Source organism: Marinobacter excellens LAMA 842 (assembly GCF_001574445.1).
Taxonomy (GTDB): Bacteria; Pseudomonadota; Gammaproteobacteria; order Pseudomonadales; family Oleiphilaceae; genus Marinobacter; species Marinobacter shengliensis.
Genome location: NZ_LOCO01000002.1, coordinates 50,192 through 64,367 on the forward strand (window position 1 = coordinate 50,192; position 14,176 = coordinate 64,367).

The following is a 14,176-nucleotide window of genomic DNA, read 5'->3' on the forward strand; positions in this document are numbered from 1 at the left end:
TGAAGCCGTTGCCCCGAGGCGACGGCAACCTACAGGCTGACTACAATGATAACGGAAACCCTGTCTCCCTCCGCGACTGATAGCAGACACTCCATGACACGAGTATTCCTGAAGTGGGGCACGCTGGCGGCATTGCTGATAGCGGCGCTCTACCTGATCCTGGCGTTGTACGCCCAGCGCGAATTTGTGTTCGCCATGTTGTTTCTGGTGCTGACCGCCTCTGCCGTGGCAGTGTTTGTCAGCCGGAAACTCTATGCGCATCGTTACATATTTCCGGCGGTCGCCGGTATGGGCGTCTTTGTGATCTTCCCGCTGATGTACACAGTGGGCATCGGTTTCACCAATTACAGCGCCAGCAATCTTCTGAGCTTTGACCAGGTGAAAGAAAATCTGCTTGGCCGGACCTATCAATCCGAGTCGGTTCGCTATGACTACCAGCTGTTTCAGACGGATCAAGGCTATGTCCTGTACCTGGACGGCGTCCATCAGGACCTGGTGTCGCCCCCCATTGAACTGGGAACGGAAGAGTCCCGTTTTCCGGTATTGCCATCGGCGGACCTCCCGGAGGGCGAGCCTCTGGCCATCCGCGACATCATCCAGCTGCGGAGCGACCTGTCGAAGCTGAAGCTGGTCACCGAAGATGGCCGGGAGCTGAGCCTGGCGAGCCTGCGCTCCTTCGCGGCGATACACAGCCGGTTTACGCTGCACGATAACGAAACCCTGACCAATAACGAAACCGGCGTGACCTACTTTCCAGACCACGAGACGGGGTTCTACCGTGACGCCGATGGCAATGCCATTTCTCCGGGCTGGACAGTCAATATTGGCTGGGACAATTATCTGAAAGTGGTGAGCGACCCCAGTATTCGCGGGCCCTTTTTGCAGATTTTTGTCTGGACGCTGTCGTTCGCCCTGGCAACGGTGGTGTTTACCCTGGCGCTTGGGCTGGTACTGGCCAATCTGCTGCAGTGGGACCAGATTCGAGGCAAGGGCTTTTACCGCACCATGCTGATATTGCCTTATGCGGTGCCCGCCTTCATCTCGATTCTGGTATTCAAAGGTCTGTTCAACCAGAACTTCGGGGAGATCAACCTGGTTCTGGAAGGTTTGTTCGGTGTTCGCCCGGACTGGTTCAGTGATCCGGCCCTGGCCCGTTCGATGATTCTTATCGTCAACACCTGGCTGGGTTATCCCTACATGATGCTGTTGTGCATGGGCCTGTTGCAGGCTATCCCCCGGGATCTCTATGAGGCTTCGGCAATGGATGGAGCCGGGCCCATCAGCAATCTGTTCAACATCACTCTGCCGCTGATTATCAAACCGCTAACGCCGTTGCTGATTGCCAGTTTTGCGTTCAACTTCAACAACTTTGTTCTGATTGCCCTGTTGACCGGTGGCGCACCGGATATTATCGGAGCCAGCACGCCCGCTGGCACAACCGATTTGCTGGTGAGTTACACCTATCGCATTGCATTCCAGGATTCCGGGCAGAATTTCGGGCTGGCGGCTGCCATCGCCACAGCGATCTTCCTGGTGGTTGGCGCGCTGTCGTTGATCAACCTGAAACTGTCCAAGGTCAAGGTATAAGGAGCTTCCCATGGCGATGGTTCAACCGCGCTCCACTAAATACCGTGTGCTGGCATCCCATCTGGGCATGCTGGCATTTATCGCGGTGATTCTGTTCCCGCTGCTGATGGTGATCTCCATCTCCTTCCGCAGCGGTAACTTTGCCTCCGGTAGCCTGTTGCCGGAGAATCCCTCGCTGGAACACTGGTATCTGGCGCTGGGTATTCCCTACACAGACGACGCCGGCATTACTACCCAACCGCCGTTTCCTGTGCTGCTCTGGCTCTGGAATTCAATCAAGGTGGCGGTGGTTTCGTCCATTCTGATTCTGGCATTGTCTACCACCAGTGCCTATGCCTTCGCCCGCATGCGGTTTGCGGGCAAAGGCGCAGTACTCAAATCCATGCTGATCTTTCAGATGTTCCCGCCGGTGCTGTCCCTGGTGGCGCTGTATGCGTTGTTCGACCAGATCGGCAATCATGTCAGCTGGCTGGGTTTGAATACCCATGGTGCCGTCATCGTGGCCTCTCTGGGCGGCATGGCGCTGCACATCTGGACAATTAAAGGCTACTTCGATTCCATCGACCGGTCACTGGAGGAAGCCGCCATCGTTGACGGTGCCACCACCTGGCAGGCATTCCGCTACATCCTGCTGCCGTTGTCGGTGCCCATTCTGGTGGTGGTGTTCATCCTGGCGTTCATCATGACCATCATGGAATACCCGATGGCCTCGGTGCTGCTGGTGGATACCAACAAGCTGACCCTGGCGGTGGGTGCTCAGCAGTACCTGTACGAGCAGAACTACCTGTGGGGCGACTTTGCCGCGGCGGCGGTGTTGTCTGGTCTGCCGATCACCGTGATTTTCCTGTATTGCCAGAAGTGGATTGTCGGCGGGCTGACCGCCGGTGGTGTTAAAGGCTAGCTTTGTTGTTGCTCTCAGGGCCCGCGAGGGCCCGCTCTCCCAGGCCGTAGCGGAAGATCCCGCACGGCTTCCTTACGCGACCTGCGTCTTCCCGCGTTATCTTTCGCGACCCGGTCAGAGTTATCCCCCCTGCTGACCGGGCTTTTTTTTGTGGACTTAACAGGATGGTGCACAGCCCCTTGATTCCGGTTGCCTATCGCCTGATGTAGCGCGCCCATGTGGGAGGCCCTTTCCAAAACCGTGCGGAGCCAGGGATGGCGGAGCCGAGCGTACAGGGATGTATTCACAGCGTGTTTTGGAAAGGGCCTCCCACATGGGCGTGCGGCCGGCTGTCACCAGTGAGGTCAAGATAGTGGGCACAAAAAAGCCGGTAAAAAATACCGGCCAAGGAGAGTGTACTGCAGATCAAATCAGAAGCGGGCAGGGCCCTAGAAGTCGATGCACGGTTCCCGATAGAGGCGGGGGCAGGCGGTGCCGTCTTCCCGGAACAGGTGGCATTTGTTGGCATTCAGCCCCAATGTCATGGGTGCGCCTTCCTGAACGGGGTTACCGCCATCGGTGCGCATGGTCAGCACGCCCTCAACGTTGTTAACGTCGAGGTGCACCAGGGTCTGATAACCCAGACGCTCAACAACGTGAACCTCACCTTGCAGGTACATGTCGGCCTCCTGGTCTTCGGTCAGGTGTTCCGGACGTATACCCAGAGTGACGTTTTCGCCCTCAAGCAGGTTATGACCGTTCACCGGCAACTCCAGCTGATGGTCACCCGGCAGGGTCACGGTGACCGACTGGTTACTGGCAGAAGCCACCTGGCAGTCAATGAAGTTCATCTTCGGTGAGCCGATAAAGCCTGCCACAAAGCGGGTGGCCGGATAGTGGTAGAGTTCCATGGGCTTGCCCACCTGGGCAATGCAGCCGTTATCCAGCGCCACGATTTTGTCGGCCATGGTCATGGCTTCTACCTGATCGTGGGTGACATAAATCATGGTAGCGCCCAGGCGTTTGTGCAGGCGTGATATTTCGATCCGCATCTGAACGCGCAGCGAGGCATCCAGGTTGGACAGCGGCTCGTCAAACAGGAACACCGCCGGCTCGCGAACGATGGTGCGGCCGATGGCGACCCGCTGGCGTTGGCCGCCAGACAGGTCTTTGGGCTTGCGCTCCAGGAGCTTGTCCAGTTGCAGCAGGGTGGCGGCATCCTGAACCCTCCGGTTGATTTCGTCCTTGTGGGTTTTCGCGAGCTTCAGGCCGAAGGCCATGTTCTCCGCCACATCCATGTGGGGGTAGAGGGCGTAAGACTGGAAGACCATGCCCACTTCCCGTTCCTTGGGGGGCAGGTCATTCACCCGGTCATTGCCGATGTACAAGTCGCCGGTGGTTATGTCCTCCAGCCCGGCAATCATCCGCAGCAGGGTCGACTTTCCGCAGCCGGAGGGGCCGACGAACACCACAAACTCGCCGTCATCGATGTCCAGGTTAACGTTCTTGGTTACCTGGGCGTCGTCATAGCTTTTACAGATATTTCTCAGGGTTACACTGGCCATAGCGTTTATCTTCTTGTTCGATGGTCACCCGTCAGAGCCTGGCGATTTCAATACCCCAGGGCCCCAGTTTCAGTTGTTTTCCGTGCCATTGACCGCCGATGAAATCGGGGGTTCCGGTAATGGGAGAGCCTTGCGCCGGCAGGGTCACGGTACTTCCGGTCTCGCTCAGGTTCAGAGCGATGATCAAGCGTTCCTCACCAAGACTTCTGACGAATACCAGTGTGTCTTTCGGGCTCTTGAGGAATTCGATATCTCCTTCCAGCAGTACAGCCTGCTCCCGGCGCCAGCCCAGAAAACTCCGGTAGGCGGTGAGCACGGAATTATCTTCGGCATGCTGCAGGGCAACGGCGGCGTTGTAATGATCATCATACACGGGCAGCCAGGGGCTGGTGCTGGAAAAGCCGCCGTGGGTTTCTTCGTGATGCCAGACCATTGGAGTCCTGCAGCCGTCCCGGCCTTTGTACTCTGGCCAGAAGTTGATTCCGTAGGGGTCCACCAGGTCTTCGTACTGGAGCTCGGCTTCGGTCAGGCCAAGTTCTTCGCCCTGGTAGATACACACGCTGCCCCGCAGTGTCAGCAGCATGGCCATGTAGGCTTTAAGTTGTTGTTCCGAGCGGGCCTGCCAGCGCGTGGCCACCCGTGCCACATCGTGGTTGCCAATAGCCCAGCACGGCCAGCCATCGGTCAGTTTCTGTTCAATGGTGTCCACGGTTTTGCGGAAAAAGTCGGCACCATGTTGCTCGGTCAGCAGGTCAAACGAGTAGGCCATGTGCAGCTTGTCACCGCCGCTGGTGTAGTCTGCCATGGTCTGCAACGAATCATCATCGCCGATCTCGCCCACGGTCGTGGTGCCCGGGTACTGATCCAGCAGCACGCGTAACCGCTTCAGGAACGTCAGGTTCTCCGGCTGGGTTTTGTCGTGCTTGTGATGCTGGTAGGCGTAGGGGTTTTCTTTGCGAACACCGATGGAGCCCTCCTGCAATGCCTTGCTTGGTGGGTTGTCCCGCAGCTTGCGGTCATGGAAGCAGAAGTTGATGGCGTCCAGGCGGAACCCGTCAACTCCCCGGTCCAGCCAGAACTTCACATCGGACAGCACCTGTTCCTGAACCTCCGGGTTGTGGAAGTTCAGGTCTGGCTGACTGGCCAGGAAGTTGTGCAGGTAGTACTGCTTGCGGCGACTGTCCCAGGCCCAGGAGGAGCCGCCAAACACTGACAGCCAGTTGTTGGGCGGCGTGCCGTCTGGCTTGGGGTCGGCCCACACATACCAGTCGGCTTTTGGATTGTCACGGGACTGGCGACTTTCCACAAACCAGGGGTGTTGGTCGGAAGAGTGGCTCAGCACCTGGTCGATCATGATCTTCAGGCCGCGCTTGTGGGCTTCGGCGATCAGTTCATCGAAATCTTTCAGGGTTCCGAATATCGGGTCGACATTGCGGTAGTCAGAGACGTCGTATCCAAAGTCTTTCATCGGAGAGGTGAAAAACGGGGACAGCCAGATGGCATCCACATTCAGGCTGGCGATGTAGTCCAGCTTCGCGGTCACCCCGGGCAGGTCGCCCACTCCGTCGCCGTTGGAGTCATAGAAGCTGCGTGGATACACTTGATAGATAACGGCGCCACGCCACCAGTCCGGATTTCTGCTCATCTTGCCTCACTTACACCCTGGTGGTGAAAAGTTCTTGTTGTGCGATGGAGGCGAGTCCCCACCGATCAATACACCTGCCATGGTGCGATGTTGCCTTGGGTGGTTCATCCTCCTGCCCGTGTTTTTGTCGGCGTAGCCGGGGGGAGGAGGGGGGCGTAGCGGGGCGTATAGGGTAGTAGTGGGCGTGAGGGGTGGAGGAGCCGATGCCGGCTCACTCCCCCTGGATCTTGCTCAGCAGGTCCTTGGCCAGTTCAATCGCTTCGGAGCGGTGGCTGATGTTCTGCTTCTGGTACAGGCTGCGGATGTGGGTTTTTACCGTGGTAGAAGCCACTTTAAGATGCTCGGCAATCTGGTCGTTGGACAGGCCGGCATGAATCAGGCTCAGTATCTGCCACTCTCGTCGGGTCAGGGGTGAGGTGCGAATCAGCTCCGGCACATCGGGCCGGTCGATGATGTCCTGGATGATGGCTTCGTCCAGGGAAATCCGGATCGCCCGGCTGAAATCCCGCTGCTGTTGGGCAAGCTGAATCAGGCGTTCGGCCCGCTGTTGTTCCATGCCCTCAATCAGGCCGTCGTTGATCAGCGCTTTGAGAATGACAATCAGAACCTTGCCCAGGCGCAGAAAACTTCCCACTGCGCCGGTGGTGCTGGCAAGTTCCAGGGCCAGGCGCATGTGTTCCAGAGCCTTTTCGCGGTTTTCGATCTGCCAGAACAGATAGGCCAGCGCGATATGGTTGCGGTTAAGGTCGGTTTTCAGGCCAATCTGGCCGGCAACGCTGGTCAGTGCCTCCAGGATTGGCCGGGCGCCCTGATATTGGCCCAGACTCATCAGGGCACGGGCCCGGTTTCGACCGTTGCACTGATAGAAATGGTTGGTTGCCTCCTCCGGTTTACACGGTGGTGCAATGGTCAGCCAACGCTCAATGGCGTTCTGGTCCCGCACGGCGTCCCAGTACGTCAGCATGGTGGCATGGGCGTTGGCAACCCAGTCCAGATGGTAGTCGCCAGCGGCGAGCATCTTCTGGACCTTGGCTATGTAGTCTGCACACAGGCTCTGGCGGCCGCGGGCCTGTGCAACCTTGGCCAGAGTGGTGTAGCTCTGGACATACCAGCGTTCGCCCTGGGCTTCCAGAATCTCTATGCCCTGGAGTGCGCAACGTTCCGCGCTCTCCAGGTGATGCCATTCCCACATCACCTGACTGCGAATGCGGAACAGGAACTCGAGAATGGGCAGGTGGTTCAGCTGGTTTTCTTCGGCATATTGAAATGCCCGCTCCTGAATGTTGTAGGCCTTTTGCAAAAGCCCCATGGCCACGCTGATCTCGCTTTGCTGGCACAGGGCCCAGATCACATTCTGGTGCGCCTGATGGGCCCGGGCCATATGTTCGGTTTCCTGCATCCGGGTCAAGGCTTCCTGCAGCTCGCCCCGGACAAACAGGGCTTCACCCAGAACCGAAGCAGCTGCAACCCGTGAGGTGGGCAGGTAGGCGGCTTCTTGCGCTACCGCTTCCCGTGCCAATGCCAGGGCGCGGTCGCTGTCGCCATAGTTCATGGCCACCTGTGCCCGTATGGCACTGAATTCGCCATGGACCGTCCGCTGGGACTCCTCGCTCATGACCGCTTTCAGTTGGGTCTCAGCGGCGGATAGCCAGTTTTCCACCTCGTCGAACTTGTATTGTCCCTGGGCTACCCAGGCCCGAAGCAACGTCAGTGTTGGATCTTCTGCAATGATTTTCTGGGGCAGGGCGTCCAGGCATCGTTGCAGCAGCGTAAACTGGCCTTCGGTAAAGAACTTTCGGCCATGCTGGTTCAGGACCCGGGTAATGCGCTCCGGGTCTTCTGCGGCGACTGCATGCCGGGCGGCTTCCTCTGCGTGGTCCAGCTCCAGCCAGGCATCGGTGGCGCGCTGGTGCAGGGCTTTCTGATTTTCCTGTGTGGTACTGGCAAGCAGGTGCCGCAGGTAGACAGAGAACAGCTGGTGGTAACGAAACCAGAGCGCGCTGTTATCAACGGGCGTGATGAACAACCCCATGGCCAGCAGGCTGCCGAGCAGAGCCTGGCCATCGGAATCGTTCATTACCCGCATGACCATGCCCGCGTTGAAACGGTCAAGGATGCTGGTGCGCAAGAGGAAGGAGCGTTGTTGTTCACTCAGGTCCTGCCCGACCAGTTCGTCAAAGTAGTCAAAAATGTGCTGGTTACCCTGGTCAAGCTGGTCGACAAAATGACTGAACTCGATGCTGGTGCGGGCGGAGGCAGACAACAGTTGCAGCGCCGAGACCCAGCCTTCTACCCTTCGAACCGCACGCTCAATGTTTTCCCGGGAAACCTCAAATGGCAGCCGTTGCTCGAAGTAGCTTTGCGCCTCATCGGCATCAAAGGCGAGATCCCTGCTGGTAATTTCAATCATTTGCCCCTTCATCCTGAGCTGGGCAACACCCAGGGGCGGGAGTGTTCTGGAGATGACAACAAGAGTGAGGTAGGGCGGCAGATGCCGCAGCAGGAACCTGATCCCTTGATGAATCTCCGGGTTGGTGATGATCTGGTAGTCATCAAGAACCAGGTAACTGGGCTCCTCAGAAGGTGGCAGTCCGGCGAGGAGTTCTGTGAGAAATGATTCGAGACCGTGACCCTGTTGGTCCCCTGTCGGATCAATTGCAGGCATATCCGGCGTATCGACAATCTGACCAACGGCATGGGCCAGGTACCCGGCAAACCGGACGGGGTCGTTGTCGGTATTTTCCAGGCGGTACCATGCGGCCTTTGCCTCCAGATCGTCCAGGCGTTCGGCCAGGGTGGTGGTTTTGCCATAGCCTGCCGGGGCATGAACCAGCAACAGGGAGACCGGCTCCCGAGTCTGCAGCAGGTCGTTAAATTTTTCCCGGGCTAACAATCCGGCCGGCGGCAAAGGGGCGCTGGTTTTAGCGGCAATAAAGGTCAGATTTGATGGCGCCGGTGTGGTTGGCATGAGCGGTTTCTCAGACATCTTATTATTGTCCTCTGGCCGAGCCAGGGTTAAACGTATTAGTCAATCATTGTGATCAGGAAGAACACTCTAGCATTTCCGGGCTGAATTGGGACTGCAGGTAGTCTTTTAGCTTCTGGAGTTCCGCCTCGTTGATGTAGAGCCCCTGTTTTGTTCTTCGCCAAAGGACGTCTTCCGGAGTAACAGCCCATTCCCTCGTCACCAGGTAATCGACCTCCCGTTGGCTGAGAGTGTCGGTAAACCAGTGCCCGAGGTCGTCCCTGGATTTGCAGCCGGCCAGGATCTGATGGCTGTCGGTACCATAACAGCGCACGAATCTTCGGATACTGTCGGTGTTCAGCCACGGGTAGTTAATCTCAAGCTCCGCCGCCAGTTGTTGCTGGTTACCAAAGTCACCACCCGGCAGAATGGCCTGCCTGGTCCAGGATTTTCCGGCGCCAGGGAAGTACTCGCATACTTTGTCGGTCACCGCCTCGGCCAGCTTCCGGAAGGTGGTGATCTTGCCGCCGAAAACGGAGATCAGGGGCGGCTGGCCGTCCTCTTCGTCTACCTCAAAGGAGTAGTCCCTGGAGGCAGTCTGGGCGGTCCCCTGTTCATCATCCATCAGTGGCCGGACACCGGAGTAGCTCCACACCACATCTTCCGGCCCAAGCTGTCGACGGAAGTACTGGTTGACGATGGTCAGCAGGTAATCAGTTTCTTCCGGTGATATCCGGGCCTCGGACGGGTTGCCTTCGTAATCCACATCGGTGGTGCCAATGAGGGAGAAGTGTTCTTCGTAAGGGATGACGAAGACGATGCGCTCGTCCTGATTCTGCAGGATGTAGGCCTCGGTGTCGGCGTTCAGGCGGGGCACCACAATGTGGCTGCCTTTCACCATCCGTATCTGTTTCGGGGCCTGCATGCCGAAACTGTCACCGAACAACTGGCTGACCCAGGGGCCGGTGGCATTGACAATAACCTTGGCGTGGACCGTGTGTTGGCGATCCCTGCGGGTGTCTTCCAGTACTGCTCTCCAGCGCGGGCCCTGGCGGCTGGCCTGAATACACCGGGTTTGTGTCAGTATGGTGGCGCCTTTCTGTTGCGCCTTGCGGGCGGACAGCACCACCAGCCGGGCATCGTCCACCCAGCCGTCTGAATACTCGAAACCTTTGGTAATGTCGGGTTTCAGGGGAGAGTTCTGGTCAAAGCTGATGGCCCGTGAGCCAGGTAGCATTTCCCGCTTTGCCAGGTGGTCGTACAGAAACAGCCCGGTACGAATCATCCATGCAGGGCGCAAGTGGGGCTGGTGAGGCAGTCGAAAGCGCATGGGCCACATGATGTGTGGCGCATTGCGTAACAGCGCCTCTCGCTCGGCCAGGGCCTCCCGGACCAACCGGAATTCATAATGCTCCAGGTACCGAAGCCCGCCGTGGATCAGCTTGCTGCTGCTTGATGAGGTGGCGGATGCCAGATCGTTCATCTCGCACAGTATGACGTTCAGGCCACGCCCGGCAGCGTCCATGGCAATACCGGTACCGTTAACACCGCCGCCGATAACCAGCAGATCGCACTGGTCAGGAACGCCTGACGGTTCATTTGCTTCCATTCGTTGACTGCTTTGCCCTGTTAACACGCCTGCTTGCCCCTGATCATCCTTTGAGTGAATGCTGATTATCAGAGAATGAACGCAGGGGGTAAAGCGACGGCGTCACTGAATGGCCGCCCCGTGGGCAGGATGCCCCGGGGCCGGCCGGGTCAGAGTGAAACCGGTTTGCCGGCTTCACGGCGGCGAGCTTCCCACTCTTCCCTGGTCTGGGCGGCCTCGTCGCCGGGCATGGAATCGATGATGTCGAAGTAGTCCGAGCTGAACTGGTCCGCCATGATCTTCTCACGGGGTTTTACCTTCACCACATAGACGGTCTGCACGTTCTGGTGGTCAAACGCCCGCCAGTACTGCTCGTCTTTCAGGAAGCTATAGCGATGCCCCTCAAGTTCCCGGATGACCGCTCGGGTATTGGTGGTGCCGGCCCGTTCGACGGCGGCTTTGTACTGGTAAACAATGCTGTAGGCCGACGCGGCAGACGAAGATGGGCGCATTTCATAGCGGCTGGAAAAGGCCTCAACAAAATCTTTGCCGCGCTGATAGTTGTTTTCATAGGGCAGGTTCCATACCCAGGGGGCGGCGCCTACCACCCCTTCCATGATGGTTGGTCCGACCTGGCGTGCCATACCCAGAGTGAGGTTTGGCACCACAACCTGCATTCGTTTGGTCAGGCCCATTTCATAGGCGGCGTTAAGGGCTCTGACCATGTCGTCGCCAAACAGCACCAGCATCAGTACTTCGGCGTCACTCTCGGCTGCTTGCTCCAGGGCCACCCGGAAGTCAGTAATCAGCGCCCGGGGGAAGGGCGTTTTCACGCCTTTATGCTGTTCTGTGTCTTCGGTGTTGGAAAACTTGCGCACAGACTCTTCCACTGACCAGCCCCAGGTGTAGTCAGCAGTGATGTAGAAGTAGTTCTGGTCTGCGTGGTGGCGATTGAGGTATTGGCTCAAGGCCTTGGCGGTCATCCAGGCATTGTAGGGTTCCCGGAACATATGGCTGTGGCCTTCACTGCCGGTGGTGGCATTGGAATAGGTAAGGGTGCCGAAATAGAGTCGATTGCGATCCCTGGCTGCCTTGCCTGATGAAATGGCAACGGCACTGGATACTCCGCCAAAGACCATCTGTGCACCCTCACGGTCGATAAGCTCGGCAGTGTTCTGCGCGCCCTGGTCGGGTTCACCGCGGGAATTGCGGATAACCAGTTCCAGGGGTTGCCCCATCACGCCGCCGGCTCGATTGATCTCATCAACCGCCAGGAAAGCCCCCAGTCGTTGTTGAAGCCCCTGGTCTTTGTACCGGCCAGTCTGTGGGTAGTTGAGTCCTATCTTGAGTGCTTCTGCATACACTACCGAGCTGCCCAGCAGCAGTAGACATGCCGTGAGCAGGAAGTTTCTGAAAGTCATTGTGGTTGGCCTCCAACGGTTTGGACCCCGAATGCGGGTTATTTTTGTTGTTCGGATCAAACAGGATTAGTGTCTGCCCTCGTTAGTGGACCAACAATGGGACTAAAGTGGAATTTGGCGTAACAATTTGTAGGGTCTTGATATACATCAGGTTGTGCGAAAATAGTGCGTAATCTGGTGTCAGGTTTTGTGTGTGCACCAAACTGGTGCCCGGTAATCTGTGTGTTGCAGGGGGATTGGTGTGAATTGGCTCACGTTTGGGCGTTGGGGCGCTGGCAGGCCCGATCTTTGCTGAGGTCTCAGGGTTCCGAGGGGGCGAATAACTCTGTTCTGCTCCGATGTCCGGTCTGGAGAATCCTGAAATGACTCTGAAAAGCTACAAAATGAACCTGTCTGCCGGTGAGCGTTCCTGGTTGCCTGTCTTTGGGCGTAACGGAAAGCTGGCCATGCGCTGGTCCAGTTTCCTGAACCGAAACATGTACGAGACCAATGAACAGATATTCGAGAACCTGGCCAGAACCAGGCGTGATGCCCTGATTGGGTGGGCAGACCACAAGTGGTCGTTTCTGGAATCCGTTGCTGGCCGCCTGTATGGCAAGAACCCCGAAGCTCTGGGGGAGACTATTGCCCAGACCTCCACCCGGCTAAGGGAGATATCCGAGCTGTTTGTGGTGGCCGAGGATGGCCAGGTTGTTGCGTCCAGCGTGCCTGTCCGCAACGGCAAGCGTGACCTGGCTCCGGAGGCAGTCCGGAGGGGAACGGGTGAGCGTTTCCTGCATGGTCCTTACCGGGACCCGGTAACGGCGTCGTTGGGCAAAACCACCAGTCGGTTTCACGATGCGGTGACTCTGATGTTCTATCAGCCGATCGAGTTGGCCGGGGGGCAGCGGGCAGCTGTGTGTGCGCGAATTCCCAATGATGTGATGAGCGATCTGATTCAGCGTGAGGCCGGACACGTTTTTGAGGAGTCCGGCGACAACTACCTGTTCATGATCGACAGTCGTTTTGACAAGTCCATCTCGCCGGGAACGGCGCTGTCCCGATCCCGCTTCGAAGATGCCACCTTCAGCCACGGCGATAATCTCAAAGACGGCATAGAAACCGGCTTTGGCGTGGTGCGTATTCGGGAGCACACTGAATTCGAGATCCGGTTTACCGATCCGGCAACCGGCCGCTTGCACCCCGGTGTCAGGGAGACCATTGCCAATGGTGAGAACCTGTACGTGCTGTACCCGGGCTATTCCGACTATCGACACATCCCGGTGATTGGCAAGGGCATCACCTTTCAGATGCCTGGTTCGCCTGATACCTGGGGCATGATGTGTGAAGGCGATCTGGAAGAGGTATACCGACGGCGCTCCATCAGCTGGCGGTTATCCAGTCGTTTGGGCTTGCTGGCCGCGGCGCTGTGGCTGGTGAATGTTGCGTTGTCCACGTTGGGGGTGTCGGTATGGCTCGAAAGCGGGATCAATGCCCTGGCGATTTTCGCCATGGTGATGATCTTCCGGTCCACTTCCGTCAAACCGGTGTCGGAGCAGTTGTCCGCCATGGGGGATATCATCCGTGACATTGCCGAGGGCGGAGGCAACTTGCGGCAAAGGATTGACCTGAGCCGGACGCGCCGGGATGAGAGCGGGGATCTGGCCCGCTGGACCAACAGCTTTATTGACAGCCTGGATGGCATGGTGGGCCAGGTGTTGACACTGGCCGCAGACTCCCGGCAAGCCAGTGACCAGATGGTGACCCACAATCGCAGCGCCTATGAGCGGGTTCAGTCTGTGTTGGCTCATATCGACGATATGGTGCACGGTGCCGGTGTTCAGGAAAAAGAAATCAATAACGCGTCAACGACCGCTGAGGAAATGCGGGAAGGCATGGACGCGGTGGTCAGCCGTGCCCAGGCGCAATTTGCCCGGGTCAGTGAGGAAGCACGGAGTATCCGGACGGTGATCACTCGTTCAGCCGATGGAATCCGGGCTGCCAACGATCGGACTGAGGAAATCAGCAAAACTGCCCTGGTCATCAACGATATTGCAGCCCAGACCAACCTGCTTGCCCTGAATGCGGCGATTGAAGCCGCCCGGGCTGGGGAGTCAGGCCGCGGATTTGCGGTAGTCGCGGATGAAGTGCGCCAGCTGGCCAGCCGCACAGCAAAGGCAACGGAAGAGATTGGCCAGCGTCTGCAAGGCGTGCAAGACGAGACACAAAGGGCCGTGGCCGTTATGGAGGAGGGGATTTCGGAAATGGAGAACCGGCTTGCCAAAGCGGAAGCTGCCGCCGACGACAGCTCGGACTTGCATCATATGGTTGGCAAGCTGTTTCGGGCCATTGCCAGCATTGAGCAAACGAATCGCGAGCAAAGTCAGCAGACCCACGGCGTCTCGGAAAGTGCGGCGGCCATGCGTGGCGTGGTAGAACAGCTATCTGCGAGCTCAGAGCGAACGCAGGCCGCAGCGGCAAAGTTGCAGAGGCTGACGGGACAGTTTCAGGTCTCTGCCGAGGTTGCCTGACGGATAGTCGCAGCC

The 14,176-nt window shown here is 58.0% G+C and carries 8 protein-coding genes; 3 read left to right on the top strand and 5 right to left on the bottom strand.

Annotated features, from left to right (window positions below; genetic code table 11):
• The first annotated feature begins 45 nt into the window (after positions 1-45).
• Positions 46-1,587 (top strand): maltose ABC transporter permease MalF, encoded by a 1,542-nt coding sequence (gene malF / locus J122_RS02320; protein WP_058089504.1) that lies wholly within the window; start codon positions 46-48, stop codon positions 1,585-1,587.
• A 10-nt stretch (positions 1,588-1,597) separates the two neighbouring features.
• Positions 1,598-2,488 carry a maltose ABC transporter permease MalG gene (malG, locus tag J122_RS02325; protein WP_058089505.1) on the top strand — a complete coding sequence of 297 codons (891 nt, stop codon included), beginning with the start codon at positions 1,598-1,600 and terminating at the stop codon, positions 2,486-2,488.
• Between the two features lie 428 nt (positions 2,489-2,916).
• Here malG and malK read toward each other — a convergent pair whose 3' ends face one another.
• The 5 genes from malK to J122_RS02350 form a co-directional block, all read right to left on the bottom strand.
• Complete coding sequence (gene malK / locus J122_RS02330) at positions 2,917-4,032, bottom strand: maltose/maltodextrin ABC transporter ATP-binding protein MalK (protein ID WP_058089506.1); 1,116 nt, start codon at positions 4,030-4,032, stop codon at positions 2,917-2,919.
• A gap of 31 nt (positions 4,033-4,063) precedes the next feature.
• Positions 4,064-5,677 (bottom strand): alpha-glucosidase family protein, encoded by a 1,614-nt coding sequence (locus J122_RS02335; protein ID WP_058089507.1) that lies wholly within the window; start codon positions 5,675-5,677, stop codon positions 4,064-4,066.
• A 211-nt stretch (positions 5,678-5,888) separates the two neighbouring features.
• On the bottom strand, positions 5,889-8,663 hold the full coding sequence (gene malT, locus J122_RS02340; RefSeq protein WP_227510064.1) for an HTH-type transcriptional regulator MalT: 2,775 nt from the start codon (positions 8,661-8,663) through the stop codon (positions 5,889-5,891).
• Between the two features lie 55 nt (positions 8,664-8,718).
• Positions 8,719-10,251 (bottom strand): glycerol-3-phosphate dehydrogenase, encoded by a 1,533-nt coding sequence (gene glpD / locus J122_RS02345; RefSeq protein ID WP_058089508.1) that lies wholly within the window; start codon positions 10,249-10,251, stop codon positions 8,719-8,721.
• 149 nt (positions 10,252-10,400) lie between these two features.
• Positions 10,401-11,651 carry an ABC transporter substrate-binding protein gene (locus J122_RS02350; protein ID WP_058089509.1) on the bottom strand — a complete coding sequence of 417 codons (1,251 nt, stop codon included), beginning with the start codon at positions 11,649-11,651 and terminating at the stop codon, positions 10,401-10,403.
• A gap of 362 nt (positions 11,652-12,013) precedes the next feature.
• Between J122_RS02350 and J122_RS02355 the strand changes: the two genes are divergently transcribed.
• A complete protein-coding gene (locus J122_RS02355) occupies positions 12,014-14,161 on the top strand; it encodes a methyl-accepting chemotaxis protein (protein ID WP_058089510.1) in 2,148 nt (715 codons plus the stop codon).
• Positions 14,162-14,176 lie beyond the last annotated feature (15 nt).

What these genes read in the sequence shown, in the direction of transcription:
- malK (WP_058089506.1), bottom strand. Translation starts at nt 4,032, where the DNA reads ATGGCCAGTGTAACCCTGAGAAATATCTGTAAAAGCTATGACGACGCC.
- malG (WP_058089505.1), top strand. Translation starts at nt 1,598, where the DNA reads ATGGCGATGGTTCAACCGCGCTCCACTAAATACCGTGTGCTGGCATCC.
- glpD (WP_058089508.1), bottom strand. Translation starts at nt 10,251, where the DNA reads ATGGAAGCAAATGAACCGTCAGGCGTTCCTGACCAGTGCGATCTGCTG.
- J122_RS02350 (WP_058089509.1), bottom strand. Translation starts at nt 11,651, where the DNA reads ATGACTTTCAGAAACTTCCTGCTCACGGCATGTCTACTGCTGCTGGGC.
- J122_RS02355 (WP_058089510.1), top strand. Translation starts at nt 12,014, where the DNA reads ATGACTCTGAAAAGCTACAAAATGAACCTGTCTGCCGGTGAGCGTTCC.
- malT (WP_227510064.1), bottom strand. Translation starts at nt 8,663, where the DNA reads ATGTCTGAGAAACCGCTCATGCCAACCACACCGGCGCCATCAAATCTG.
- J122_RS02335 (WP_058089507.1), bottom strand. Translation starts at nt 5,677, where the DNA reads ATGAGCAGAAATCCGGACTGGTGGCGTGGCGCCGTTATCTATCAAGTG.
- malF (WP_058089504.1), top strand. Translation starts at nt 46, where the DNA reads ATGATAACGGAAACCCTGTCTCCCTCCGCGACTGATAGCAGACACTCC.